This window comes from Flavobacterium sp. (genome assembly GCF_041392005.1).
Taxonomy (GTDB): Bacteria; Bacteroidota; Bacteroidia; order Flavobacteriales; family Flavobacteriaceae; genus Flavobacterium.
The window spans coordinates 19,452-44,802 of the sequence record NZ_JAWKMX010000021.1; the positions used below are offsets into that span (position 1 = coordinate 19,452).

18 protein-coding genes and 1 tRNA gene are annotated in these 25,351 nt (G+C 32.7%); 6 read left to right on the forward strand and 13 right to left on the reverse strand.

Annotated features, from left to right (window positions below):
* Positions 1 to 76: 76 nt before the first annotated feature.
* The 3 genes from pbpC to R2808_RS09540 form a co-directional block, all read right to left on the reverse strand.
* Positions 77 to 2,434, reverse strand: a complete 2,358-nt coding sequence (pbpC, locus tag R2808_RS09530; protein ID WP_371270748.1) for a penicillin-binding protein 1C — start codon at positions 2,432 to 2,434, stop codon at positions 77 to 79.
* Positions 2,434 to 7,935 (reverse strand): alpha-2-macroglobulin, encoded by a 5,502-nt coding sequence (locus tag R2808_RS09535; protein ID WP_371270749.1) that lies wholly within the window; start codon positions 7,933 to 7,935, stop codon positions 2,434 to 2,436. Before R2808_RS09535 ends, pbpC begins: the two co-directional genes overlap by 1 nt.
* 102 nt (positions 7,936 to 8,037) lie before the next feature.
* On the reverse strand, positions 8,038 to 8,478 hold the full coding sequence (locus R2808_RS09540) for a nucleoside deaminase (protein ID WP_371270750.1): 441 nt from the start codon (positions 8,476 to 8,478) through the stop codon (positions 8,038 to 8,040).
* Between the two features lie 37 nt (positions 8,479 to 8,515).
* Between R2808_RS09540 and R2808_RS09545 the strand changes: the two genes are divergently transcribed.
* Both R2808_RS09545 and R2808_RS09550 read left to right on the forward strand, forming a co-directional pair.
* On the forward strand, positions 8,516 to 10,285 hold the full coding sequence (locus tag R2808_RS09545) for a 1-deoxy-D-xylulose-5-phosphate synthase (protein WP_371270751.1): 1,770 nt from the start codon (positions 8,516 to 8,518) through the stop codon (positions 10,283 to 10,285).
* A 34-nt stretch (positions 10,286 to 10,319) separates the two neighbouring features.
* The gene (locus R2808_RS09550) at positions 10,320 to 11,267 is read left to right on the forward strand and encodes a DUF3078 domain-containing protein (protein ID WP_371270752.1); all 948 of its coding nucleotides are present in this window, start codon (positions 10,320 to 10,322) and stop codon (positions 11,265 to 11,267) included.
* A gap of 39 nt (positions 11,268 to 11,306) precedes the next feature.
* On the opposite strand, the gene R2808_RS09555 is transcribed toward R2808_RS09550, so the two are convergent.
* Positions 11,307 to 12,011 carry a DUF6252 family protein gene (locus R2808_RS09555; protein ID WP_371270753.1) on the reverse strand — a complete coding sequence of 235 codons (705 nt, stop codon included), beginning with the start codon at positions 12,009 to 12,011 and terminating at the stop codon, positions 11,307 to 11,309.
* Between the two features lie 170 nt (positions 12,012 to 12,181).
* Here R2808_RS09555 and R2808_RS09560 point away from each other — a divergent pair, with 170 nt between their 5' ends.
* The 3 genes from R2808_RS09560 to R2808_RS09570 are packed head-to-tail and all read left to right on the forward strand — an operon-like array spanning position 12,182 to position 13,998.
* Positions 12,182 to 12,742 carry a 30S ribosomal protein S16 gene (locus R2808_RS09560; RefSeq protein WP_371270754.1) on the forward strand — a complete coding sequence of 187 codons (561 nt, stop codon included), beginning with the start codon at positions 12,182 to 12,184 and terminating at the stop codon, positions 12,740 to 12,742.
* 14 nt (positions 12,743 to 12,756) lie between these two features.
* Entirely contained in the window at positions 12,757 to 13,284 is a 528-nt protein-coding gene (gene rimM, locus R2808_RS09565) for a ribosome maturation factor RimM (protein WP_371270755.1), read from the forward strand.
* 48 nt (positions 13,285 to 13,332) lie between these two features.
* On the forward strand, positions 13,333 to 13,998 hold the full coding sequence (locus tag R2808_RS09570; protein WP_371270756.1) for a tRNA1(Val) (adenine(37)-N6)-methyltransferase: 666 nt from the start codon (positions 13,333 to 13,335) through the stop codon (positions 13,996 to 13,998).
* Between the two features lie 78 nt (positions 13,999 to 14,076).
* Here the strand turns inward: R2808_RS09570 and R2808_RS09575 are convergent, their stop codons facing one another.
* From R2808_RS09575 to R2808_RS09605, 7 genes are all read right to left on the reverse strand, one after another.
* Complete coding sequence (locus R2808_RS09575) at positions 14,077 to 16,173, reverse strand: peptidylprolyl isomerase (RefSeq protein WP_371270757.1); 2,097 nt, start codon at positions 16,171 to 16,173, stop codon at positions 14,077 to 14,079.
* Between the two features lie 94 nt (positions 16,174 to 16,267).
* Positions 16,268 to 17,539 (reverse strand): hemolysin family protein, encoded by a 1,272-nt coding sequence (locus tag R2808_RS09580; protein WP_371270759.1) that lies wholly within the window; start codon positions 17,537 to 17,539, stop codon positions 16,268 to 16,270.
* On the reverse strand, positions 17,540 to 17,728 hold the full coding sequence (locus R2808_RS09585) for a hypothetical protein (RefSeq protein WP_371270760.1): 189 nt from the start codon (positions 17,726 to 17,728) through the stop codon (positions 17,540 to 17,542).
* A gap of 81 nt (positions 17,729 to 17,809) precedes the next feature.
* Complete coding sequence (lptC, locus tag R2808_RS09590; RefSeq protein WP_371270761.1) at positions 17,810 to 18,373, reverse strand: LPS export ABC transporter periplasmic protein LptC; 564 nt, start codon at positions 18,371 to 18,373, stop codon at positions 17,810 to 17,812.
* Positions 18,373 to 19,749 (reverse strand): tetratricopeptide repeat protein, encoded by a 1,377-nt coding sequence (locus tag R2808_RS09595; RefSeq protein ID WP_371270762.1) that lies wholly within the window; start codon positions 19,747 to 19,749, stop codon positions 18,373 to 18,375. Before R2808_RS09595 ends, lptC begins: the two co-directional genes overlap by 1 nt.
* Before the next feature lie 13 nt (positions 19,750 to 19,762).
* A complete protein-coding gene (locus R2808_RS09600) occupies positions 19,763 to 21,034 on the reverse strand; it encodes a hypothetical protein (RefSeq protein ID WP_371270764.1) in 1,272 nt (423 codons plus the stop codon).
* Positions 21,034 to 21,765 (reverse strand): type III pantothenate kinase, encoded by a 732-nt coding sequence (locus tag R2808_RS09605; protein WP_371270765.1) that lies wholly within the window; start codon positions 21,763 to 21,765, stop codon positions 21,034 to 21,036. The genes R2808_RS09600 and R2808_RS09605 overlap by 1 nt, the downstream gene beginning before the upstream one ends.
* A gap of 125 nt (positions 21,766 to 21,890) precedes the next feature.
* On the opposite strand from R2808_RS09605, the gene R2808_RS09610 reads away from it, so the two are divergent.
* Positions 21,891 to 21,963 (forward strand) — tRNA-Phe (locus R2808_RS09610).
* A 145-nt stretch (positions 21,964 to 22,108) separates the two neighbouring features.
* On the opposite strand, the gene R2808_RS09615 is transcribed toward R2808_RS09610, so the two are convergent.
* The gene (locus tag R2808_RS09615) at positions 22,109 to 24,160 is read right to left on the reverse strand and encodes a M16 family metallopeptidase (RefSeq protein ID WP_371270766.1); all 2,052 of its coding nucleotides are present in this window, start codon (positions 24,158 to 24,160) and stop codon (positions 22,109 to 22,111) included.
* 6 nt (positions 24,161 to 24,166) lie between these two features.
* Positions 24,167 to 25,351, reverse strand: a 1,185-nt coding sequence (locus R2808_RS09620; RefSeq protein ID WP_371270768.1) for a M16 family metallopeptidase, incomplete at its 5' end; no start/stop codon positions are given.

Genomic DNA, 25,351 nt, shown 5'->3' on the forward strand with positions numbered 1-25,351 from the left:
AAGGAAATGAGATTACTTTATAACTGATTTTTCAGTTTAAAATTAAACCGCTTTTCGTAACTGATTGGTGGTTTTTTTATTGTTCAATTTCAATTTTTCTTTTTATTTCATATCCTTCTTCATCAATTACAGTAATTATATAACTACCAGAAGTAGCAATTAATGGTATTTCATGAAATGTTTTAGTGCTACCCAAGTATTTTTCATTTAAATACCAAAATAATTCGGCTTCTGGATTGGAATGGGCAGCCTTAATTATTGCTGGTTGGGTATTGCCTTCAAAATTTTTGGTTAAAATAATTTTTGTAAAGCTAGTAGGATAAATAAAATCCATTTTTTTGCTTGCATCATTATTTTCACAGCCTTCTTTAAAAGGAGGAAGTGGTTGATAATCTATGTTTTTTTTCTTATAATACCATTCCATTACGGGCGGTAAAACAAACCAAGAATCAGTAATAATATTTTCAATGGCTTCACAACTACTATTAACTCGATATTGTTTGGTTTGATCTAAATGAATTAATTTGTGATACGGACAGTTTTTTGATTTTTTAGCTGTTTTTGGCACCCATTGTTGTTCATTAGGACAATTTGGAGTTGCTAAAAACCCCGATTTATTGCATACATTTACTTGTTCTAAATCGTTAAATGGTGTTTCAAACCATTTACTTTTTGGGAAAATCCTAAAAACATCAAATAGGATAGGTGCAGCACTTTCAACACCTGTCAATAGTGGTCTTCCTTCGCCGGTTGCGTTACCTACCCAAACGCCGACTACATAATCTTTGTTAACGCCAACCGCCCAAGCATCGCGACCGCCAAAACTAGTTCCTGTTTTCCAAGCAATTTCAATGGAAGAATCGTAAAATTGCCAAGCTTCGTCGCCTTCTGGACGGTTAACTTCTTTCATAGCTTCAAATGTTTGCCAAATAGCACCAGCGCTCCAATTATTTTTATTTGGAACCGATTTACCAAAATCTACTTTTTTATTTAAATTATAATTTAAATTGGCTAATTCGTTGGTTCTATATTCATCTTGGGTAGCAGTAAAATGAGTTACACTTCCCGACATAAAAGCATACGCTCGGCACAAATCCCATAAATTGGTTTCGGCTCCACCCAAAATAAGTGACAAGCCATAATTTGACGGTGGACGATTTACATTACGCAGTTTTAAATTTTGTAATTGCTCATAAAATTTATTTACCGAATAGTCTTGTAACATTAATACTGCTGGAATATTCAAAGAACGCGCTAAAGCTCTATTTGCAGGAACAGCTCCATCATAAGTTAGGTTGTAATTTTGAGGTGAATAACCCGAAATTTGCGTGGGAATATCGGGTAGTAATGATTTGGGTAAAATATCGCCATCATCAAGCATAGAAGCATATAAAAAAGGTTTTAAAATACTTCCCGTACTTCGTGGTGCTTCAATTATATCAACATCTTTTTGATGAATTTTATCGGTTGGGCTATTCCCTATATAGGAAACAATATTTCGAGTTTTTACATCGACAACCAGTACTGCAATATTGTATACTTCATTTTGTTTATACAAATTATAATATTGTTTTACAATATCATTCACACGTTCTTGATGATATACTGATAGTGTCGTTTTTACTTTCTTACCTTTATGCTCTTTAGCGGTTTTTTGTAAAAGATGCGGCGCAATTTGTGGAACATCAAATGGTTTTTGAGGCAAACTTTCTAACAAAGCCAATTCATACGTTTCTTTATCGATGGTTTTATTTAGCCATAGTTTTTTTAATAATCGGTTTCGTTTTTCTAGCAATTTTAGTTGGTTTTTACCTGGATAAATTAAACTAGGTGCATTAGGTAAAACTGCTAAAGTAGCTGCTTCAGCCCATGATAGTTGATGTGGCTGTAATCCGAAATAGCGCCAAGATGCCATTTCTAAGCCTACTACATTACTTCCAAATGGTGCATGAGAGGCATACAAACTCAAAATTTCATCTTTACTACATCGAAATTCTAAACGAGTTGCTAGTATTATTTCGATAAATTTTTCAAAATAACTTCTTGTTTGGTTTTCTCGATGTAATCGGATGACTTGTTGCGTTAATGTACTTCCACCACGAACAACTTTATTCGCTTTTCTGTTTTGTAAAAAAGCATGATACATCGAAATGGGATTAAAGCCAAAATGCTTGTAAAAATACTGGTCTTCAAAAGCGACAATACATTTTTTAAATTTATGCGGAATACTATCGCTTTCTGGAAATCGCCATTGCCCATCATCTGCAATTTTTGCCCCTAAAAGTTGACCTTCTTTACTTTCAATTACAGTGGCATAATCGTTTTTAAACAAAACTTTTGGCAACGAAAAATAATAAACTACCATAAGAATAATTCCTATGGTAGTTTTAATTTTATTGCTTTTTATGTAATGCCAAAAGCGATTTAAAAACATTATTCTTTAACAATTGTAATCCATTGTCCTTTGTTTCTTGCTAAATAATTATTATCATACATAGCTTCACATTGAATGCCAGGCAAATAATAATTTCCAAGATAAGAAGCATTCCAATACATCGTAAATATTTTGGTTTCTCCTGCATTTAAATCAAAATAGAAATTGGTTCTATCATCGCGAATGTCAATGAAATCAGCTTTATTTTCGGTTGCGTTTCCAAAATCAGTAAATCTTGAATTTAAAATTTCAAATCCTGAAGGAACAATTTGGGTTAATGCTACATTTTCAACTTTTTCACCAGATGTGTTTCGTACAATAACTTGCGCAGCAATTTCAGTTCCTTGTATAACTGTAGAAAGGTTTAAAGGGTTTCCGTTTTTAGCTTTATAAGAAATGTTTGTACTTAAATTATTATACACTTCTTTTTCTTCGCCAACAGGAAGCACACCACTATTTAAAACCCGCACATACAATGTATTGTTTCCATTGTTTTTAAATGAAATAGTATTGTTCCCAGTTTTCACATCTAACGTTTTATCTAAAATTGATTTTGAAGTTGTTAAAGGTTGCGATTTCCCTTTTTGAGTTAATGAAACAGAAATTCCTTTGCCACCATTAGCTATTGCAAATTTAGACATTGCATACAAACTGTAAGCCGTAGTTTGCGTACTCATCCAATTACTTGAAGATAAGTTTTTGCCTAATTTTGTTGCTACATCAAAGGCTTTTGCTTTTTCACCAACTAATAAATAGGTTTCCAATAACATAGCTCTATTTCGTTCTTCAGAACCATAGTAATAGTAATAATTATTGTTTTCAAAAGTTAATCCGTTAATTAAATTTAAGGCTGTTTTTTTCTGACCAATAATAGCATACGCTGCCGCTAAACGGAATTTCGATTCGTTAGAAATGCCAATCGTTTCACGAAGTCGGTTCATTGAACCTAATTCAGCACTACCTGCTAAAGCTAAAGTATACAAGCGATAAGCTTGGGCAAAATCATTTTTGTATTGGGCTTCATAACGCCATTGTTTTGCCATACGTTGTTGGTACGAAATCCATTTTTGTTTGAATCCGATAGGTAACACATAGCCTTTTTTCTCAGCTTCCATCATAAAATGACCTGCATACGATGTTCCCCAATCGTCAGGATAAGCATTACCTTGCCAATAGGACAACCCGCCACCTGCTAATTGAAAAGTTCCTAATCGTTGAATGCCAATATTAATATTGCGTTGAATTTGCTGTTTTTTACCATCATCAATCGATACAATATCGTTTAGATATAGTTGAGGAAACACACTTGAAGTAGTTTGTTCGACGCAACCATGAGGATATTGAATTAAATATTTTAACCTTCTATTGAAATCAATTGTTGGAAATGATGATACTTCTAATGATGCTTTATTTGAGCCTGAAACGCCAAATGTTGTCCAATTGACTTGTTTGGTGCTATTGGGTTCCAAAATAACATCAACAAAATCAGTAGTTTCTGGATTTGGATTTACAATATCAATTTCAACAGGATACGAAGCTTTTTCACTTCCAGAAGTTGCAAATACTTCAATTTTTCCTAAGCCCGTTAATTCGCCAACATTCAAATCGAAATACAACATTTTTTCATCTGGTGCACTAAAACTTACCGATTGTGAAGGTTGAACTACTCGAATTCCGTTGTTTGTTTTTACTTGAACCGTAACATTTTTAATTTTTGGTTCCATAGCAAAAACGGTAACAGGAACTGTAATTTTTTCATTTGGAGATATTTTTCTAGGAACTGAAGCTAAAACCATTAATGGATTTCTTACTGGAGATGTTTTTTCAGTACTTCCATACGCATTTTCCTCATCATTTCCAGCTACAATCATTGTTCTAACCGAGCCAATGTAATTAGGCATTTCAATGGAATGCGTTTTTGTTTCGCCTTTACCTAATTTAAATGGTCCAAGATAAATGACTACAGGTTTAAATCGGTTTGCTTTTTTATTGCTACCTCCACCTAAATCTTCATCGCCACCAACACTAAAAATTTGGTTTATTTTTCCGCCATAAGCTCCTATGACATCGTCATAAATATCCCATGTTTTAACGCCTAATGCTTGTTTAGAATAGAACTTATCCCAAGCATTTGGAGTTTTAAAACGCGTTAAATCTAACAATCCTTCATCAACAATGGCAATGGTATAACTCATCGATTTTCCATTTTTTTCACTTACTTTTATTGATGCTTTTTGTTCAGGGCGAAGCACCTCTGGCATGCTTAAAACAGGTTCTAAAATGGTGTTTTTATCGACTACTTCAATAGGTAAAATACCATACATTCGAATTGGAGCATCATTTATTGTTGAAGCATGTGGTTTTAATAAGGTAATATTTATATACACATTTGGCGCCATGTCAGCTGTAACAGGAATTTCAACTTTGGTTTCGCCTTTTTGCGTATCAGCCCAAAGGGTTTTAACTACTTTAGTTCCATTTTCAAACGAAAGTAAGGCACGATTTCCTAAACTTGAGGGGAAAGAAACAATTGCTTTTTCGCCTACCGCATATTTTTCTTTATCAGAAGTAAATACTAGCATATTGGCTGCTGAAGCCTCTCCGTTTTTGGTTTTTCCCGACCAATATGGCCAATCAATCACTTCTGTTGTACTTGTAGCATGGCCGTCGTTAGGATCAACTACGCGAATAAGATATCTACCCCAATCGCCTTCTGGAACCATAAATTGAAAACTGGCTTTACCGCTTGAATTAGTTGATATAGTGAAGTTTTTATAAGCAGTTGTTACATTGTCAGCATTATATTTTGATAAATCATTTTCAGATGAATTCCACCACCAACGCCAATCTACTTTATATACTCGAACTTCTAAATTGTTTACTGCTTTTGGTTTTCCATTTTCAGTTAAAGTTACTACCTCAAATTTGTTGATTTTATCAGTTTCTAAAAAGCCATATTTATTAGGAGTTGGGCTTTTTAAACCGACATACGTTTTGTAAGGCGAAAATGATGCCGAAACCACATCGGTACTGAAATCGCCTCCAGTTTCAAAGGCTTTGGTTTGCATTACAATTTTTAATTTACCAGGCGCTTGACTAGAAACGGTTGGCTTTAATGTAACGGAAGTTTTTCCTGTTTCATCTACTTTGCCTGAAAAAACGTTGACTTCTTCGGTATAAAAATTTCTAACTTCATCATCAAAATCATAATTGCTATAATTTTTAAAAGTAGTAACATCTTTTATAAATTTAGCTTGCATTTCTACTTTTAAGTTTTTGGCAACTGCACCATGCAACCAAGCGACTTCTATAGCTCCGTAATTTGGATTACTTCCTGATATTGTTGCATTTGCGAAGCTGTTTTTAATTTTTAAACGATTTGGTTTTATGGTTTCAATTTTAATACTTTTATAAAAGTTTGCACCACCAACACTTATTTTTGCTTCCCAATTCCCAGTTATATCGGTTGGTTTTGTGGCAACAGTAAATTTATAATGATTGGATTCGTTATATTTTTGAACGGCTTGATAGGAAAGTTTTCCTCTTGGATCCGAAAGTTTAAATTTAATTGGATGTGTTTTTTCGAGTTTACTTTCGTTATCGTTTAACATAAAAGCAATATGCAACGTATCGCCAGGTCGCCAAACGCCACGTTCGCCATAAATATATCCTTTTAATCCTTTTTCTAAAGTAATTCCGCCAACTTCAAAATCGCTTACTGACAACGATTGCCCTTCGTCTAGTTTTACATAAGTAGTGTTGTTATCTTTTGTAATAATTGCAAAATAGGCATAACGGTTTACATCAACTTTTGCGAAACCATCGGAATCAGTTGAAGTGGTTGCTAATTTTTGTTGCTGATAATCATAAAGATCAATAGTAGCACCTGAAACTGGATTTGTGTCAACAATATTGTTTACGGCAATAAAATAACTTCCATTTTCTCCTCTTTTAACAATAGCACCCAAATCGGAAGCAATAACATTTGTGCCAATGGTATTGTTGTAATAATAAGATGAAGTACAAGGATCGTCACGATCATACCAATCATAATCATAATAATCGTCGTAATAATTTTGATTTGAACGCACTTCGTCAGATTCATTTTCATCAGATTCATTTTCATCAGATTCATTTTTATCATCAATTGTATCGCCCGATGAACATTTAAATAGTGAATATTTTCTTTTAATTGTTAATTCTACTCTATAAATTGCGCCTGGTTCAGGTTGAATAATTTTTGCTAAATCGATAGCATAAGCATTCCATTTGCTATAATTGGCTAGATTATTCTTTTTTAAATAAAGTGTTTGTTTTGCAATTGGCGCACTAACTTTTCGAAGATTTCTATTGCCGTTTATATCGTTATCTTGTAAAAATTGTAAAATATTATTTTTAAAAATTTTATAAACTTTTACATCAACGGCATTTAAGTTTACTGCTTCAAAATTAATTTTTAAGTTATTTGAGCTAGGCAAAAAAGTACCACTTTTAATAAAACGAACTTGAGGCTTTATTTGTTCAAATGAAATTTTTTGTGAAAAATTTTGTTTCATTTTGTAGCCATCTTCACTTTGAATTCCTTGAAAAATATCTAATGATAATTCGCCTTTTAATGTTTCATTAAAAAATACTTTTAACACATTTCCAGCAGTTGCAAACTTTAAGTTTGAAGTATTTTCTACAGCAACCAATCCATTAAAATCTTGACCTTTTTTTAAAGGATCAGAAAAATTTATTAATAGTACTTGATTATTGTCTTGTTGTACTTCAGCCGAAATTATTTTAAAATTGTTTTTTCCAGGAATCTCAAATTCCATTTCTCCTTTTTGATCAATATCAAAATCATTACCGTTCCATGAAATGGTTATTTTACTATCATCTACAAAACGTTGAATACTGTCAATAACAAATTTATATTCACGATTAGCACTTAATTCTTTATCAAATTTTACTGCTATTTTTTTATCTTTTTGATAAACTTGAATTAATTTTTTTGCTGTTTCAATATCTAAATTGTCGCTTGCGTTTAAAATACCATTTATATATTGATAATCTTTGCTATACGATTGTAAATCGATAATTGAAACCATAAAATCTTGCTTTATAGTTTTTACTGTAAAATTAAATTCTTCTAATTTTTTATCGACTTTTTTTAGTTCTTCCAATTTGAAACTTACCTGATATTCGGTATTTTGTTTTAACTTTTCTGATGGTATAAAAGCAATTGTATTAGAAGATAACGCTACAACTTTACCTTTTACCGATGGAGTTATATCAAATAAATCATCGTCAAGTTCTTTGTCTTTCGTCCAATCTTGATTTTCAAATGCGAGTACAACACGGATATCATCTGAACAAGAAATAATTCCTGGACTATAATTCAGAATATAATCTTTAAAAAGAGAAAAGTCGGAATCAAAATTTTCTGAATTTTTTTTGGAACATCCAATAAATAAAAGCAAAGCAATTACAGCCGCATAAATTTGTTGTTTTTTCATTTTGAAGTAGAATAATTTATTATAGAAAAATACTTTTACAACTCTAAAGAGAAAAATATTGTATTAAAGGTAAGAAAAATTTTATAAAAAAATGATTAAAATTTATCTTTTCGTTCTAAAAAAAGCGCGAATTAATAAGGCGCATTCTTTTTCTAAAACACCTGCAACTACTTGCGTTTTCGGATGCAATTGTGTGCCTAATTTTGAAAATCCTCTAGCGTCATCTGAAGCACCATAAACAATTTTTGAAATTTGACTCCAATATAGCGCTCCAGCACACATTTGGCAAGGTTCTAAAGTAACATATAACGTACAATCTTTTAAATATTTTCCACCCAAATAGTTGGCGGCACTCGTAATGGCTTGCATTTCGGCATGTGCGGTAACATCATTAAGTAATTCTGTAAGATTATGACTTCTTGCAATTACATTATTGTTAGCAACAATAACTGCACCAACAGGTATTTCACCTTTTTCAAAAGCAGCTTCGGCTTCCAAAAGTGCTTTTCTCATAAAATATTCGTCAGTGAAAATATTTTCCATACTACAAATTTACAAATTCAATTAGTATTTTTGTTTTATGCAAAACAATATTCTTTCAAAAATTAATTTACCATCCGATTTACGTAAATTGGATATTTCGCAACTACCGCAAGTTGCCAATGAACTTCGTGATTTTATTATAGAAATTGTCTCTCAAAAAGGAGGTCATTTAGGTGCAAGTTTAGGTGTGGTTGAACTTACTGTTGCGCTTCATTATACTTTTAATACTCCTGATGATTTATTGGTTTGGGATGTAGGCCATCAAGCTTATGGTCATAAAATTTTAACGGGAAGAAAGGAAATATTTCATAAAAATAGGGAAAAAGATGGAATTTCTGGATTTCCAAAACGTAATGAAAGCGAATATGATGCATTTGGCGTTGGTCATTCATCAACTTCAATATCAGCGGTGTTAGGAATGGCAATTGCATCACAATTAAAAGGCGAAGTAGAAAAACATCACATTGCTGTAATTGGCGATGCCTCAATAGCCAGCGGCATGGCATTTGAAGGGTTAAATCACGCTGGAGTTACCGATGCGAATATTTTAGTAATTTTAAACGATAACGCCATTGGTATTGACCCGAGTGTTGGCGCGTTGAAAAACTATTTAACTGCAGTTAAAGAAGGGAAAAACCCGAAGCAAAATAATATGATAAAGTCATTAAATTTTGATTATTCTGGTCCAATTGACGGACACGATTTACCAAAATTAATTGCTGAATTAGAACGATTAAAAAAAATAAAAGGGCCAAAATTTCTTCATATAATTACTACTAAAGGAAAAGGGTTACAACTGGCAGAAGAAGACCAAGTTAAGTATCATGCACCTGGTAAATTTGAAGCCAAAACAGGGAAAATTTTACCAAATGATGAATCTAATTTACCAGCAAAATATCAAGATGTTTTTGGTTTAACTTTGGTAGAATTAGCCTCTCAAAATGAAAAAATAATCGGAATAACACCCGCTATGCCTACAGGTAGTTCAATGAAATTTATGATGGAAGCTTATCCAAAAAGAGCTTTTGATGTAGGCATTGCTGAACAACACGCGGTAACACTTGCTGCTGGAATGGCAACACAAGGAATGACTGTGTTTTGCACGATTTATTCAACATTTTTACAACGGGCTTATGATCAAGTTATTCATGATGTGGCATTACAAAATTTACCTGTTATTTTTTGCTTGGATCGTGCGGGATTAGTTGGTGAAGATGGTGCAACGCATCAAGGAATTTTTGATATTACTTTTTTAAGTTGTATTCCAAATATGATTTTAGCAGCGCCATTAAACGAGATTGAGTTACGCAATTTAATGTTTACTGCGCAATTAGGTCTTGAAAATCCTATTGCAATGCGTTATCCACGTGGAAGAGGAGTTTTATCTGAATGGAGAAAACCATTTGAAAAAGTAGAAATTGGAAAAGCAATTTGTTTGCAAAAAGGAAATAAAACAGCCATTATTTCAACAGGTACTATCGGAAATAATGTAACCAAAGCATTGCAATTGTTAACTAATTCAAACGAGTTTTCACATTTTCATTTTCCATTTATTAAGCCTTTAGATGAAAATATATTGTTAGAAATCGCCAAAAACCATTCGCGAATTATTACTGTTGAAGATGGTGTTAAAATTGGCGGTTTCGGAAGTGCTATTGCTACTTTTTATTTAAAAAACAACATTAATTTACCCATTGAAATTTTAGGAATTCCAGATATTTTTGTAGAACAAGCGAGTTTGCATGAACAACAAGAAATGTGTTCTTTAGATGTGAAAAGTTTATTAAATATTTTTAAAACTTTTTAATTTTTCAGATGTTTGCAAGCCAAATCACAATAAAATGAATTGTAAATTTCCCTTTCTTATTCTAGTATTATTTTTTTCGCTAACAATATATTCTCAAAATATAGTTACTAAATTTCCCGATACGGTTTCTTATTGGAAAAAGTCAAACAGAGTGGGTTTTGATATTTCTCAAATTGCTTTTTTAAATTGGAATGCTGGAGGAAACAATTCAATTTCGGGATTATTAAAAGGTAAATTTCTTAGAGAATATTCGCGAAAAAACATCAATTGGAAAAACGAGTTAATTGCAAAATACGGTTTAAATAAACAAGAAGGTCAAGAATTAAGGAAAACAGACGATCAATTGCAAATTAATTCTACTTTTGGCTATAGAGCCGATACTGTTTCGAACTGGTTTTATAGCAGTAAAATGACATTTAGCACACAATTTTATAGTGGTTACAACTATCCAGATATTGATAATGCCATTTCTCGATTTATGGCGCCGGCTTATTATTTTTGGGGAATTGGAGCACAATACGAACGAAAAGATATAAATTTTAACATGTATTTATCGCCACTAACACAAAAAACAACGTTCGTTTTAAGTCAAGAATTAGCTAATCAAGGAGCATTTGGTGTTGATGGTGCTGTTTACGATGCAAATACAGGAAATTTACTAAAGCGCGGAAAAAAATCGAGAACCGAATTGGGTATATTAATAAGTGCCCAATGGGAAAAAGAAGTTTACAAAAATATGACACTCGAAAACCGAGTTAATTTTTATACCGATTATCTTAACAATTTTGGTAATATAGACGTAGATTGGCAATTGCAATTAGAAATGACTGTAAACGAGTACGTAAAAGCCAATTTAGGCACGCATATTGTTTACGATGACGATATAAAAGCTAAAGAAGAAATTGACGGAAAACAAGTTACCGTAGGACCAAAAATTCAATTAAAGCAACTATTAGGTGTAGGTATGAGCTATACTTTTTAAAAGAACCACTCTAAAATGGAGTGGTTTTTTGCTTATATTTTATCGAATAGGAAGTCGGTAAAAATAACCGTCAGAAAACGATGCCACATTTCCATTGCCATCGGTAGCACTAAAAGTAAAAGAGCCTGTAAACATGCCGTTCTCTATTTTTTCAATAACGACTTGCCCGTGGCTTAACTGTGTATTTAATATGGAAACGGTAGCATTATTATCGCCGCCAACAATAGTTACTACATCTCCAGGATAATATCCATCTCCTCTAGAAATAATACTAGCACTAGTAACTGCACCTTCTGGGTTCGCTTCAATAGCCAAACGTAAACCAGAACCATTACTTGGCGAACTAACAGCAAATTGTGTTAAAGAATTGTTACTGTCTAAATAATTTGTTCCAGCATTAACTATTTGTTTTAATTGATAAACAGGACCAGGATAAATATCGGTATCTAGTAATAAGCTAGTAGTTTCATCGTTATAAGAATACTCCGCATAGCTCGATTGATTTTGAGAGCCAAAATAATACGTTCCCACTTCAGCATCGCTTAAACTTAAAACAATTGTTTCGTAGTCTCTGTAAGCTGTAATGGTTACACTTCCGTCTTCTTCTATATGTACGCTAGCGTCGCCAGCTTTCCACAGCGCATTATCTTTTGTAGCTTGAAATGCAGGAGTGTTGTCTTTTATGTCTTGTGTACAAGAGCTTATTAAAAGAATTACGACTAAAAAACTAAATATTTTTTTCATACGAACCGTTTTAAATTTAAGGTTTAACAAAAATAATTTTTTTTAGGTAAATTAAAAATTAAATCGCTAAAATATTTGTTCCGTTTTGTTTTTATTGTAAAACAATGTTTTGTATATTTGCCGCCTTAATTAACAGAGGTCGGGTACCTCAAAATTTAATCAAAAAGATTATGCCTGTAAAAATTAGATTACAAAGACACGGTAAAAAAGGAAAACCTTTTTACTGGATTGTAGCCGCAGATTCGCGTGCTAAAAGAGATGGTAAATTCTTAGAAAAATTAGGAACTTACAATCCAAACACTAACCCAGCAACAATCGATTTAAATGTTGATGGTGCTGTACAATGGTTGCACAATGGTGCACAACCAACCGATACAGCAAGAGCAATTTTATCTTACAAAGGCGCTTTATTGAAGCATCACTTAGATGGCGGTGTAAGAAAAGGAGCATTAACTCAAGAGCAAGCAGATGCTAAATTTGCCGCTTGGTTAGATGCTAAAGAAGGTAAAGTTGATGCTAAAAAAGATGGTTTAGCTAAAGCGAAAGAAGATGCTAAAGCGAAAGCATTAAAAGCAGAAAAAGAAGTGAACGAAAAACGTTTAGCTGCTAAAGAAGAAGTTGTTGTAGAAGAAGAAGTTGCCGAAGCACCAGAAGCTGCTGAAGTTTCTGCAGAAGCTGCAACAGAAGAAGCACCAGCTAACGAAGAAGAAAACAAAGAAACTGAAGCTTAATAAAAAGTGCGATTATGCAAAAAGCAGATTGTTTTTATTTAGGCAAAATCGCAAAAAAGTTTAGTTTTAAGGGTGAAATTTTGTTGTATTTAGACACAGATGAACCCGAAGTTTACGAAAATTTGGAATCAGTTTTTGTTGAATTAAACAAAACACTGGTTCCTTTTTTTATTGAAAAATCTCAACTTCATCGCAATCAGTTTCTTCGAATTAAATTTGAAGATATTGAAAACGAACAAGATGCCGATGAAATTATAGGTTGCGAAGCGTATCTTCCGCTTAATATGTTGCCAAAACTAGAGGGCAATAAATTTTATTATCACGAAATAGAAGGATTTTCTGTTATTGATAGCCGATTAGGAGCAATTGGTACATTAAAAGCTGTAAACGACAATAATGTGCAACCTTTGTTTGAAATTGAATACCAAAATGCTACCATATTAGTCCCTGTAATCGATGCTTTTATAGTGAAAATTGATAGAAAATCGCAAACACTTCATCTTGATACACCAGAAGGTTTGGTGGATTTATACTTACAATAATTGACATTTAGGTTTAAAAAATTTGAAATAGAGCAAGATAAATGTGCTATGAAAGTAGGTACAGATGGTGTTCTATTAGGTGCTTGGACGCCTTTGTTAAATAATCCATATTCTATTTTAGATATTGGTGCAGGTTCTGGATTACTAGCACTTATGCTAGCACAAAGAAGTTTGGCTAATCAAATAGATGCTGTAGAAATAGAAGGCAATGCTTACGAGCAATGTGTGGAGAATTTTGAAAATTCTATTTGGGGTGACCGCTTGTTTTGTTATCATGCTTCTTTTAGCGAGTTTGTTACCGAAATGCAAGAAGAAGAAAGGTATGATGTAATTGTGTCAAATCCTCCATTTTATGAAACGAATTATAAATCGGAAAGTGAAAATAGAAATTTAGCACGTTTTACAGATGCTTTACCCTTTTCAGAATTAATTTCGGGTGTTGTAGTATTGCTTAGCGAAAAAGGTGTTTTTTCGGTTGTAATTCCTTTTACCGAAGAAGAAACATTTATTCGCTTAGCGCATAATTTCAATTTGTTTCCGTTTAAAATTACTAGAGTAAAAGGTTGTCCAGAAAAAGAATATAAAAGAAGTTTATTGGCTTTTTCAAAAATAAAATCGACTTGTGATATAGATGAATTAATAATAGAAACAAGCCGAAATAATTATACAAAAGAATACATTAATTTAACGCAAGATTTTTATTTAAAAATGTAAAAATAAAAATTAGTCATAATAAAAATGCCTTGATTTATCAAGGCATTTTTATTGTGTTAGAAAAACTAATTTTAGTTTTTATTGTCTTTCAATTTTAGAATTGTCTTTTAACGCTTGATATACTCTCGATTGTGCTGAATTTTGTTGTTGTTGGTTTTCAGCATTTATTTGTGTAGCATAACTGGTTAATTTAGTTTCTGGTTTTACAGCTACTGTTTTTATCATAAAAACACCTGTAGTACCATCAATTAAACCTGAAACTTTATTTGCTGGCGTTGCAAAAGCAGTACCTACTACTTTTAGTTCTCTACCTACGTTTGGAATAGTTGCATTTACTAATGTAGCATCGTTTGCAGTCATTACAGAACCACCAGTTGCTTTAGCAACTTCTTCTAAAGTAGCACCTTTCATTCTCTCTCTAATTTTTGCTGCTTTTTTCTCGTTCTTTAAAGTAGCACCTACCACGTCACGTGCCATATCAATAGCTAATAAACCAGTTTCATTAATATCGGTTAATTTTGCAACGACATAACCTTTTGGTGTATCAAAACGTGCTACATTGCCTTTTTCGGTATCTTTATTAAATGCCCATTGTACAATTTCTCTTTGAGCACCTAAACTAGCTACTTGTTCATCTGTTGCTTGTATGCCGTTAGCAGGCATTACAGTAGCTTCGTATGTTTTTGCTACTTCAGCAAAATCTTTACTGTTTGCATCGGTTAAAAACTTACTCGATTTTGTATAGTTAGCATCTATAGTTTCTTCAGAGGCTTCTATACTTTGTGCAACAGTACCTAATAAAACTGCACTGTACTTATCGTTTACTTTAATAATATGAAAACCATAAGTAGTTTCTACTAATCCAATTGCACCAATAGGGTTATTGAAAATAAAGTCGTTAAATTCTGGAACCATTTGTCCTGGAGCAATATTATCATACTCGCCACCATTGTTTTTAGAACCTGGGTCTTCAGAATTAGCGGCTGCTAAAGCAGCAAAGTTTGCAGGATTAGCTTTTGCTTGTGCTAACAATTCGTTTGCTTTGGTTTGTGCTTCTTCTTTTGTTCTAGTAGCTTGGCTACTTGGTGCGCCTGCATACGAAATTAAAATATGTGCTGCTTTTACACTACCATTTGCTTTTTTATCTAGCATTTTAGATACACATTGATGACCGTTAAATTCGTATGGACCATAAATTTCTCCAATAGATAAGTTAAATAACTGCTCTTGGAAATCTTTAGGTAAATCTTTTTTTGCTAAATATGTAGAATCAAATTTAATATCAGAATTTTTATTAATAAATTCTGCTATGTTATTTGAAGCTATATTTTTAAAGCCAGGAATTGTATCGTTAGTGTTTGTAGTGCTATTAAATTCTACAGAACCATTTAATACTTTATTCATTTCGACTTCTCTGTCTTTGCTGTCTTTTTCAGAAGGCGTATTGGCAAAAAATACATATTCTAAACTACGCGTAGATTCCGATTTGTATTTTTTAGGATGTTTTTTCATGTACGATAAAATTTCATCGTCAGAAACTTTAACTTCGTCATCGTTAATTGTTGAATATGGAACAGTAACGTAATTAAAATCTACTTTTCTATTTTCGGCAGCGTATTTAAATTGTCCTTCTGCTTTTGTAGTATAAACACCACCTTTTACCATATTGAAAAAAAGTTGCTGAACAGTAGAATTTACTGTTTCATTTTCAAACTGTTTCCACTGTGTCCAACGTTCTTGATTAGGATCGTTTTGAATAGACTTTACCCATTCTTTAAATTTTCCTTCATCGAAACTACCAGCTTCGTTTAAAAACTGTGGGTTTTGAGAAAAATATTGATTTTTCTTAATTTCATTTATTATTTGCTCGTTTCCTAAACCTAAACCTAATTTTTCGGTTTCTTCTCCTATAATAATGTTGCGCACTTCTTGCTCCCAAACGCTATTCATTGCTTGAGTGTTCGAAATGTTTTGGTTTTGCTGCTCCATTTGTGCTACCTTACGCATAAATTCTTGTGCTTGAATGTCGGTACCATTTATAGAACCTGCTGTTTGCGCATTTGAACCAAAAAAACCATTTTCTAAGGCTGCTTGAACTATGAATATTACCAAAGCTAAAGCAATCATAAAGATTAGTAAACCTGATTTTTGTCTAATTTTACCTAAAATTGCCATTTTATATCAATTTATTTTTTAGAGGGCGAAAATACAATTATCTGTTCAATTAAAAAATAGTATTTTAAAAAAAATAGTTTATTTTTTAAAGATTTTATTGCTTTTCTTCGGTAATAGATAATTTAACCAACTCAATTTTCTTGGAAGAAGCTGCGTGAATAATTATTTCGAAGTTGTCGATTTGTAGTTTTTCTTCATTTTGCGGAATTTCTTTTGTATGATTTACTATAAATCCGCCTAATGTAGTGTAAGAATCAGATTCGGGTATTTCTAAATTGTATTTTTCGTTAAGATAAGCAACATCTAAACGAGCAGAGAATAAATACGCATTGTTTTCTTCTAAAACTTCATCAACTAGTTCTTCATCAGAATCGTGTTCGTCTTCAATTTCGCCAAAAAGTTCTTCAATAATATCTTCTACGGTTATGATGCCCGACGTTCCGCCGTATTCGTCTAAAACAACTGCCATACTTTTGCGTTTTTTGGTTAAAATATCGAGCAAATCTTTAATGTAAATAGTTTCGGGTACAAATTCCATAGGAATCATTACCGATTTTATGGTTTTTGGTTTTTTAAAAAGTTCGAAAGAATGAATATAGCCTAGTACATCGTCTATAGAATTTTGATACACCACTATTTTTGAATAACCGGTTTCTATAAATAGTTGGCGTAGGTTTTGAACCGAATCGAATATATCGATACATGCTAATTCGGTTCTTGGCGTCATAATATCGCGTGCTTTTAAATCGGAAAATTCTAAAGCGTTTTGAAAAATTTGAATTTCAGAATCAATTTCATCTTCTTCTGAAATGTTATTCATTTGTTCTGAAATAAAGTTTCCGAGTTCTACTTTGCTAAAATAATCTTGAATTTGGTCGCCTTCGGTTTTAAAAAATTTTATTAAAATAAAATCGGATATCCAAATAATGAATTTCGAAATCCAATAAAATAGTTGGTAAAATAAATAAGCAGGAAAGGCAAATATTTTTACAAAATAATTGGCATAAATTTGAAAAAATACTTTAGGTAAAAACTCAGCAGTAAATAAAATAATTAAGGTAGAAATGATGGTTTGTAATAATAATGCTGTAAAAGATGAAAAAGAATAGTGTAAACTTTCTATCCAGTTCATTATTAATTGACCAGAATAAATACCATAAATTACCAGTACTACGTTGTTTCCCACAAGCATAGCGGTAATAAATTGTGATGGATTATCGGTTAGTTTGCTTAAAAATTTAGCATTAAAATTATTTTGCTTTTTTTCTATAGAAAGATACACTTTGTTTGAAGAAACATAAGCTATTTCCATTCCTGAAAAAAAAGCCGATAGTAGCAAACAAATAACAATAATGGTAATTTCCATTTATTTGTTGTTTCTATTTTGATGTTTGCGAAACATATTTCTTCTAAAAAGAAACATGCCAAAAGCCACAAGTGCAATTACTACACTAAGCCAAAAATCTTCTCCGTTTCTATATTGTGCAAAGGCTTGGTAGGCAAAAAAAAGCGCAAATAGCAAATAGATAAATTGCGAAATTTTTAAATAGTTCATAGTTTGATTATTTGTTCAAAAGTAATCAATTTTTAGGAATAGTAAAAAAGCAATGGGTAAAAGTAGTAATAAGCTGTAAGATTATTCTAGTGTGTTTAATTCGCCAGTACTTTTTTGCATATTAAAAATGGTGAAGTCTTTATTAAAATCTACACCTGGGCCTTGAAGATAACGCCCATTGGCATCGGTAAATTTAAAAAACTTTTCGGTAAAAAACCATTCGTTTTTTTGGTCGTAATACAATTGTTCGGTTTCCATTTTTTTACCATCGCTAGATACTATTTTTACATTTCCTTGTAAATCTATAATATCGGTTTTGCTGTACGAAATGGCGTAATTAGAAGTAATGGTTGTAGTTATTGCACCTTCTTCATTGTACATTACAACTTTTATGCCTGTGGGAAACTCTACAAACGGACTACTGGCATTTGAGTAGTCGAGCATTTTTGGGCTTATTAAGTTCGATACTATTTTGCCCGAATCGGTATATTTTAAGTTAATGGTATCGGCTTCGCCAGTTGGTAAAAAAGTGGATTGTGCGGTTTTTTGAACATCTTTTAAACTGCCGCCTTCACATGAAAAAAACATAGCCGCAACAAAAATTACGACTATGTTTATAAATATATTTGTGTTTCTTTTTTGCATTATAATTTAGGAACTGTAACACATCTGCTAATCCAACTACCGAAACAAACTTGTTTGCCCGACATATTTCCATCAGGGTGATTGAAAATTTCTGTTTTTGATGGTGCAGCAGCTCTATATTTGCTTGCTAGGCTGTTTGCCTTTGCTCTAACTGAAGGGTCTATAGCAGATGCTTTTTCTGCTTCTTGAGCCGCTAACCAATACATAGCTCTTCGTTGGAAGTTATCGCCACCTGCATCGTTTATGTTGCTACCGTATAATCCGGCAAGAAATAAGCGCGCTTTACCGTATGATGGTCTTGCTTGTAATGCCTTTTCAGCATAAGAACGAGCTTGGCTTTTGTTGCTTTTTTGGTACATAGTAGCAATACCTAAATATACTTTGGCTTTCATAGCGCCGTCTTGGTATAAACCTGCTGCTTGGTTAAAGTATTCTAATGCTTTGCTTGTATTACCGCGTTGGTATTCTACCACCCCTAATTTGTAAGCAGCATCTGCACTTGGATTTAGTTTAAACAAAGCCATTGAAATTTCAGAGAACAACGGGTCGCTATCGCAACCTTTAGCATTTAAACGATCTGATGCACGTTTTAACCATAATTCGTTAGACTTGTTTGCCTCAAACGATTTTCTGTAAAAAGGGATTAATTTTTCGCAAGTAGAAAGTTCTACAATGATAGCGTCCATACTTGTTTTTACATTTGCAATATCTTCAATGTTTCTTTCGTATTTAGCTTTGTATTTTTCTTCGTTGCCAGTAAGTTCTTGGCCAGCTTCTGTTTTGCTAATTAGCGCATCTAGTGCTTCTGCATCGGCTTTTCCTACTTCGTCTAATTTTTCCGAAATATCGTCGTACTTATCGAAAACATCTTGTAGTTCGAAACCGCTTTTTCCTGCGTTATGATTGTTTACAATCATTTCAAAATACGCATATAAAGCTCTTGTGCTGTCGAAATTTGCCAAGTCATTTTTAAAAGCAGTATCGAAATAGTTAAAAGTTTCCTCTTGCGTTCCTACATTGTAATTGAATAATGTTAAACCTTTTTTCATGTCTAAACCTGCTTTTCCAGTTTCTGGAAAGTTGGCTGCGTTTTCATCGTAAAGTTTATTCAAATCTTGTGCAAAGGCTTTAACTTGTTCTGCGTTGCCGTTAGCATCAATAATTTTTTTCATTAAGATGCGTTCGCCATACGAATACAAACCTTTATGTACAGTAGGACAGTCTTTTCGTAATTCTTGTAAATATTGGTAAGCCGACTCTATATCGTTGGCTTTATAAGAAGTTCCCATTAAACTTAATTTTTCAAGACATTCTTGTTGTGCTTGAGCAAAGAAGCTAAAAGTAATAGCGAATAATAATGTTAATTTAGTTTTCATTTTTAATCAATTTTTAGTCAATATATGTTTTTTGGAACCATTTATCGGCTAACGATAAACCTATACTAATGTTAAAATAATTTTCTTGTATTAATCCGTTATAAACTGTTCCTCGTTGTCCGAATTCGAAACCTAAATCTATTTTCGAAATTCCAACTGGTAATCCTACTCCAAAATTTATGCCATAATCTTCTATGCTTTTATTATTGAGTACTAAACCTGTTTTTGAATACCGGAAACCAGCACGGTAAACGGCACGATTTAATATGCCGGAAAACGAATCGTATTTAGGAATATAGAAACCGCCAATGCTGTATTTTTGACCATTTTCATAATCGTAATTTTGAGCAATATCGACAAATCTATTGGTCATATTTTTATTTTGAGAAAAAGTAACTTCGCTACCTATCATCCATTTGTTTCTTTTACCGTAGCCAACGCCAAGCGAAAATTTTGTAGGAATTACAAGTTTTGTATCGGCCAAATCAAACTGAACAACATCACTAGTAATCACAGTTCCGTTAGAAGCTTGCGCATAAGTTGCAATATTTCGAGAGTTAACCGCGGTTAAATTGGCTTTTGGCGCATAGGTAAAACCCGAATATATTTCGTGTCCGTTTTGTAATGCTTCTTTATAAATAAGTCCAAAATTGCTAGAAAATCCTTTTACTTGTGATTCGTTTATTTCACGTGTTCCTAATTGAATGCCGTTAATTTTCTCGTATATTTCATTGGTTATACGACCAAAATTGTACTCTAAATTAATACCAAACGATATGTTTTTAGTGAATTTATAGGCAAATCCTCCAAAAACTCTATTAATAGAACCTTCGCCATTAAAATTTTGAGAAACAGTAAACGACTGCCCATCTTGAGGGTCTGTCCAGGTATCGTTGCTGGCAAGACGGTATCCTGTAGAGCTGTAGGGCATTAATCCGAATGAAGCACCAAATTTTCCCATAGGAATTCCTACGGCTAAATAATCTAAATAGGTGCGTTTTGCATTGTCGCTTGCGGTTTCGGTTTTCATTTTATTAAAAACAGATGTTCCACCAACGCTAAAATTAGTTAGTTTTAACTCCGAATAAGAGGCAGGATTAGATAAATTTAGCGCAATACTATCGGCTTTTATTGATAAACCGCCCATTGCTTTAATGTCTTGAGTGCCATTAAAAAGGACTTGTCCTAACCCAAAGTATGAGTAAGGAGACGATGTGTTTTGTTGGGAAAATCCTTTTAACCCAAGCACTAGAACACCTATTACTATAATTACATTTTTATTCATTAATTCTTTTCTAAATAATTAAAAAGTTTGTTTAAACTTTCGAGTAAAAAATTTGAACGGACAAATATGGTGCTTTTTAAACTTTTAGCCAAAAAAATGGCATCGCCACCTGTTAAAATTATTGTTAAATCTGAAAATTTAAGAGAATATTGTGAAATACAACCTTCAATTTCATTGCTAATGCCGTTTATTATTCCCGAATGTATGGATTGATTTGTTGAATTTCCAATAAAACTATCAGGATAACTTTTTTCTAATAACGGTAATTTTGCAGTATAAGTATGTAAACTTTTGTAGCGCATGGTTAAGCCTGGTGAAATAGCGCCACCTAAATAGGTGTTTTTATTGGTTAACAAATCGTAAGTAATACACGTGCCACAGTCTATTATTAAAACATTTTGATTAGGATATAGTAAAGATGCGCCAGCCGTTACTACCATTCTATCGACACCAAGTGTTTTTGGAGTTGAATATAGGTTTTGAAATGGAAATGTAGTATTCGCGTCTATTTCGGTTAAGTTGGCTTTTGTTTTAATGTAGTTGTGGCAAATAGTATCTAAGTTTCCAACGGAAGAAGAAACAGCATGGTTTATTTTAGGATGGTTTTTAAAAATTTTTTTAAAATTTTTAAAAGCTTCTTCTTTTAGGAATGAATAGTTGCTAATTTCGGTATCTTTTTCAAATACAGCTACTTTAATTCTAGAATTTCCTATGTCTATTGCTAAAAGCATTTTGTTGTTTTATGAATGGCAAATATACAAATAGATTTTTTTTGAAAATTGTTTTGGAAAATATAAAAATGGTTCTATATTTGCACCCGCAATCAACAAGCAAATCTGTTTAAGATTGTAGGTAAGGTACCTTAGCTCAGTTGGTAGAGCAACGGACTGAAAATCCGTGTGTCCCTGGTTCGATTCCTGGAGGTACCACTTTTAAAAATTAAAACCCTTGTAAAATCAATACTTTACAAGGGTTTTTTCTTTTTAAAAATTAACTTTTATCAAGATTTTTAAGACATAAAAAAAACCGTTTCGATTAAAAAACGAAACGGTTTTTGTTTAGAATATTTGTTGTTTATTCGAAATCGGCATCGGTTACACCTTCATTAATTTTTACATCGGTAGTGGTTAGTTCAATTTCCATTCCCATATTAATGGTTGTTTTATATGGAAATTGTAAACCATTTACATCGGTATAAACATCGTAATATGTAGTGCGCGTCATTTTTTGACCCATTTGTTCGGTTGTAATTGCTTCTGCAACTTTTAATCCTGATGTAGCATCATAATAATACTTGGTCTCATCTAAAACTAAAACATAAGCGTCTTTATCGTTAATGGTTTCTATGCCTTGTAACTTAACATTAGAGTTGTTTAAAAGATTTAGTTCTACAAAAGTTGTAGCCATATTTTGCATTTGTTTTAAGTCGTTACCTTCAATATTGTTTTTTTGTCCTTGGCTTTCAATATAAGCACCTTTAGAAGTAACTACTTGTTTCATCATGGTCATTCCCATTGCTTTCATTTCTACAAGCATATTTTCTTTTGAAAATTTTTGTACTAACTCTAAAGGTGTTCCTTGAACTGTAGCCGAAGCTGTAGAATAAATTGTTTTTACTTGCGCTGCTTTTTCTTTTCCACCAATTGCTGTTAAGTAATTTTCTAAAACCGATGTAGAAGTAACACCAGCAGGAATTACTTTTTTAATTTCGGGTTTATCGGTTAAGTTGCCATATTTGTCATAATAAAATATGGGAAGGTTTTTGTCTTGACTTAGTTTTTGTAAACCAGGTAAAACATCGCTTGCTTTTCCAATTACAACTACTCGTGCATTATCTACAGAAAAATATTTTTGTGCGGCATTTCGAATATCTTCTGCGGTAACCGCATTAATATTTTTCATAAAGTTTTCGTAGAAGTTGTCTGAAAGATTTTGTGTTTCTATGTTTAAAGCGTAGCGGGCAATTGTTTCGGGTTTTTCAATTTGCATTACAAAGTTTCCGATGTATTTTGCTTTAGCATTTTTTAAATCTTCGTCCGATACTAATTCGGTTCTAATTCTTTTTAATTCGTTAAAAATTTCAACAATTGCACTGTCTGTAACAGCATTTCTAACCGATGCGCTTGAACGGAATTTTCCTATGTATTTATCGGCGCCTATAGAAGAATAAGAACCATAAGTCCACCCGTGTGCTTCGCGTAAATTTAAAAATAAGCGACCTTCGCCACCGCCACCTAAAATTTGATTGGCTAATATTGTAGCAAAATAATCTTTGTCGGTCATTTTTAAATGCGATAAATTAACAACTGAAACTTCCGATTGTACTGCATTAGGAACATCAACAAAATTAATTTGGCTAAAACCAACATCTTTAGGGTCTGTGTACGAAAGGCTAGGAGCTGATCCTTTGCTCCATTTTCCAAATAATTTTTTTACCTTTTTTTCAATTTCGCCAGCATTAATATCGCCAATTATAACTAAATAAGCATCTCCAGGTACAAAATAGCGTGTGTAGTTTGCTTTTACATCGGCTAACGTTACATTGTTTAATGTTTCTTCTGAAACAAACTCGCCATTGTAATGGTCTTTGCCATAGGTTAATACATTTTCTACTCTTCTTGCAATTGTTGAAGCGCTTTTTTCTTGTGTTTTAAGGCCTTCAATCATTTTTGCTTTTTCTTTATCGAAATCTTCTTGAGAAAAAACAGGGTGTAATGCGCCATCGGCCATTAATTCTAAAATTCTATCCGAATAACGAGAAAGTCCGCTAGCAGATGCGCCTTCAGACCAAAAATTTATAGAAGCACCCAAGAAATCTACCTCTTCATTAAATTTTTCTTTGCTCATACTTTCAGTTCCATTGCCTAGCATGGCGCTAACCAAACTCGATTCGCCTTTTTTATTTCCTTCGGCATAAGGTGTATTGTCTAATGTTAAGGTAAAAGAAACGCGAGGTAGCTTGTGGTTTTCTACTATTAAAACTTTTAAACCATTTTTAAGTGTAAAAGTTTGTGGTTTGTTAATGTTTATTTTAGGTGCTGGACCAGCCACAGGCATTGGTCTTTCTTGTGCTTGAGTAGTTCCCATAAAAAATAAACTTGCAGCTATATATAAAATTTTTTTCATTGGATATTAATTTTGGGTTTTTTCTTTTGCTGGTAAATAATCTAACAATAAACGTTGGTTTTTGTTTAGGTATTTTTTAGCAACTTCTCTAATTTCTTCTCTAGTAATAGAACGATAAATATCTATTTCTGTGTTAATTAAATTGATATCGCCATATAATAAATAGTATGTTGCTAAGTTGTTTGCAATTCCTTCAACATTAGAATTACTGTTTACATAGTTGCTTTCAAAAGAATTTTGAAGTTTTTGATAATCTTTTTCAGAAATTAAATCGGTTTGAAGTTTTTTAATTTCATCGTCAACTTCTGCTAAAATAGCTTCTTTAGAAGTGTTGCCCATAGGCATACAGTAAATAAAATAAGTTCCGTAATCTTCTTGGCTATAATTGAAAGCGCCAACTTGCAATGTCATTTTTTTCTCGTCAACTAAGCGTTTGTAAAGTTTAGAACTTTTTCCGTCTGATAAATACGAAGAAATCATGTCTAATACACGTGCATCGCGAGTTTTCATTGATGGTGTTCTGTAGCACGTAATGTACATTGGAATTTGAACGTTTGGGTCTTCCCAAGATGCGGTAAATTCTTCTTTTATAGGCTCTTCTACATAGGTTTTTCTAGAAACGGGCGTACCTTTAGGAATAGCGCTAAAATAGTTGTTTATCCACTCTTTTGCTTGAGCCGTATCGAATTGACCAGCTACGACCAATACAGCATTGTTAGGAATATAGAATTTTTTGTTAAAAGCTTGAAATTCTTCTAAAGTTGCTGCGTCTAAATGCTCCATTTCGCCAATGGTTGTCCAGCGATACGGATGCACTTTAAACATATTTTGCTTTACCGCTTTAAATAAATTTCCATAAGGTTGATTGTCGATACGAAGGCGTTTTTCTTCTTTTACTACCTCGTTTTGTGTATCAACGCCAATTTGATTAATTACAGGGTGCATTAATCGTTCCGATTCCATCCATAAGGCTAATTCTAAATTGTTTGATGGAAAAACTTCGTAATAATAGGTGCGATCGTCGGTTGTATTAGCGTTGTTTTTACCACCATTTGCTGTTACAATTTTAAACCATTCACCACGTTTTATGTTCTGAGTACCTTCAAATAATAAGTGTTCAAAAAAGTGTGCAAATCCAGTTCTATCGGGTTGTTCATCTTTTGCACCTACATGGTACATTACCGATGTTAT

Coding starts and splice junctions, on each gene's coding strand:
- R2808_RS09580 (WP_371270759.1), bottom strand. CDS start 17,539: ATGGAAATTACCATTATTGTTATTTGTTTGCTACTATCGGCTTTTTTT.
- R2808_RS09605 (WP_371270765.1), bottom strand. CDS start 21,765: ATGCTTTTAGCAATAGACATAGGAAATTCTAGAATTAAAGTAGCTGTA.
- R2808_RS09595 (WP_371270762.1), bottom strand. CDS start 19,749: ATGAAAACTAAATTAACATTATTATTCGCTATTACTTTTAGCTTCTTT.
- R2808_RS09560 (WP_371270754.1), top strand. CDS start 12,182: ATGCCTGTAAAAATTAGATTACAAAGACACGGTAAAAAAGGAAAACCT.
- R2808_RS09550 (WP_371270752.1), top strand. CDS start 10,320: ATGAATTGTAAATTTCCCTTTCTTATTCTAGTATTATTTTTTTCGCTA.
- lptC (WP_371270761.1), bottom strand. CDS start 18,373: ATGCAAAAAAGAAACACAAATATATTTATAAACATAGTCGTAATTTTT.
- R2808_RS09540 (WP_371270750.1), bottom strand. CDS start 8,478: ATGGAAAATATTTTCACTGACGAATATTTTATGAGAAAAGCACTTTTG.
- pbpC (WP_371270748.1), bottom strand. CDS start 2,434: ATGTTTTTAAATCGCTTTTGGCATTACATAAAAAGCAATAAAATTAAA.
- R2808_RS09545 (WP_371270751.1), top strand. CDS start 8,516: ATGCAAAACAATATTCTTTCAAAAATTAATTTACCATCCGATTTACGT.
- R2808_RS09575 (WP_371270757.1), bottom strand. CDS start 16,173: ATGGCAATTTTAGGTAAAATTAGACAAAAATCAGGTTTACTAATCTTT.
- R2808_RS09570 (WP_371270756.1), top strand. CDS start 13,333: ATGAAAGTAGGTACAGATGGTGTTCTATTAGGTGCTTGGACGCCTTTG.
- rimM (WP_371270755.1), top strand. CDS start 12,757: ATGCAAAAAGCAGATTGTTTTTATTTAGGCAAAATCGCAAAAAAGTTT.
- R2808_RS09555 (WP_371270753.1), bottom strand. CDS start 12,011: ATGAAAAAAATATTTAGTTTTTTAGTCGTAATTCTTTTAATAAGCTCT.
- R2808_RS09615 (WP_371270766.1), bottom strand. CDS start 24,160: ATGAAAAAAATTTTATATATAGCTGCAAGTTTATTTTTTATGGGAACT.
- R2808_RS09535 (WP_371270749.1), bottom strand. CDS start 7,935: ATGAAAAAACAACAAATTTATGCGGCTGTAATTGCTTTGCTTTTATTT.
- R2808_RS09585 (WP_371270760.1), bottom strand. CDS start 17,728: ATGAACTATTTAAAAATTTCGCAATTTATCTATTTGCTATTTGCGCTT.
- R2808_RS09600 (WP_371270764.1), bottom strand. CDS start 21,034: ATGAATAAAAATGTAATTATAGTAATAGGTGTTCTAGTGCTTGGGTTA.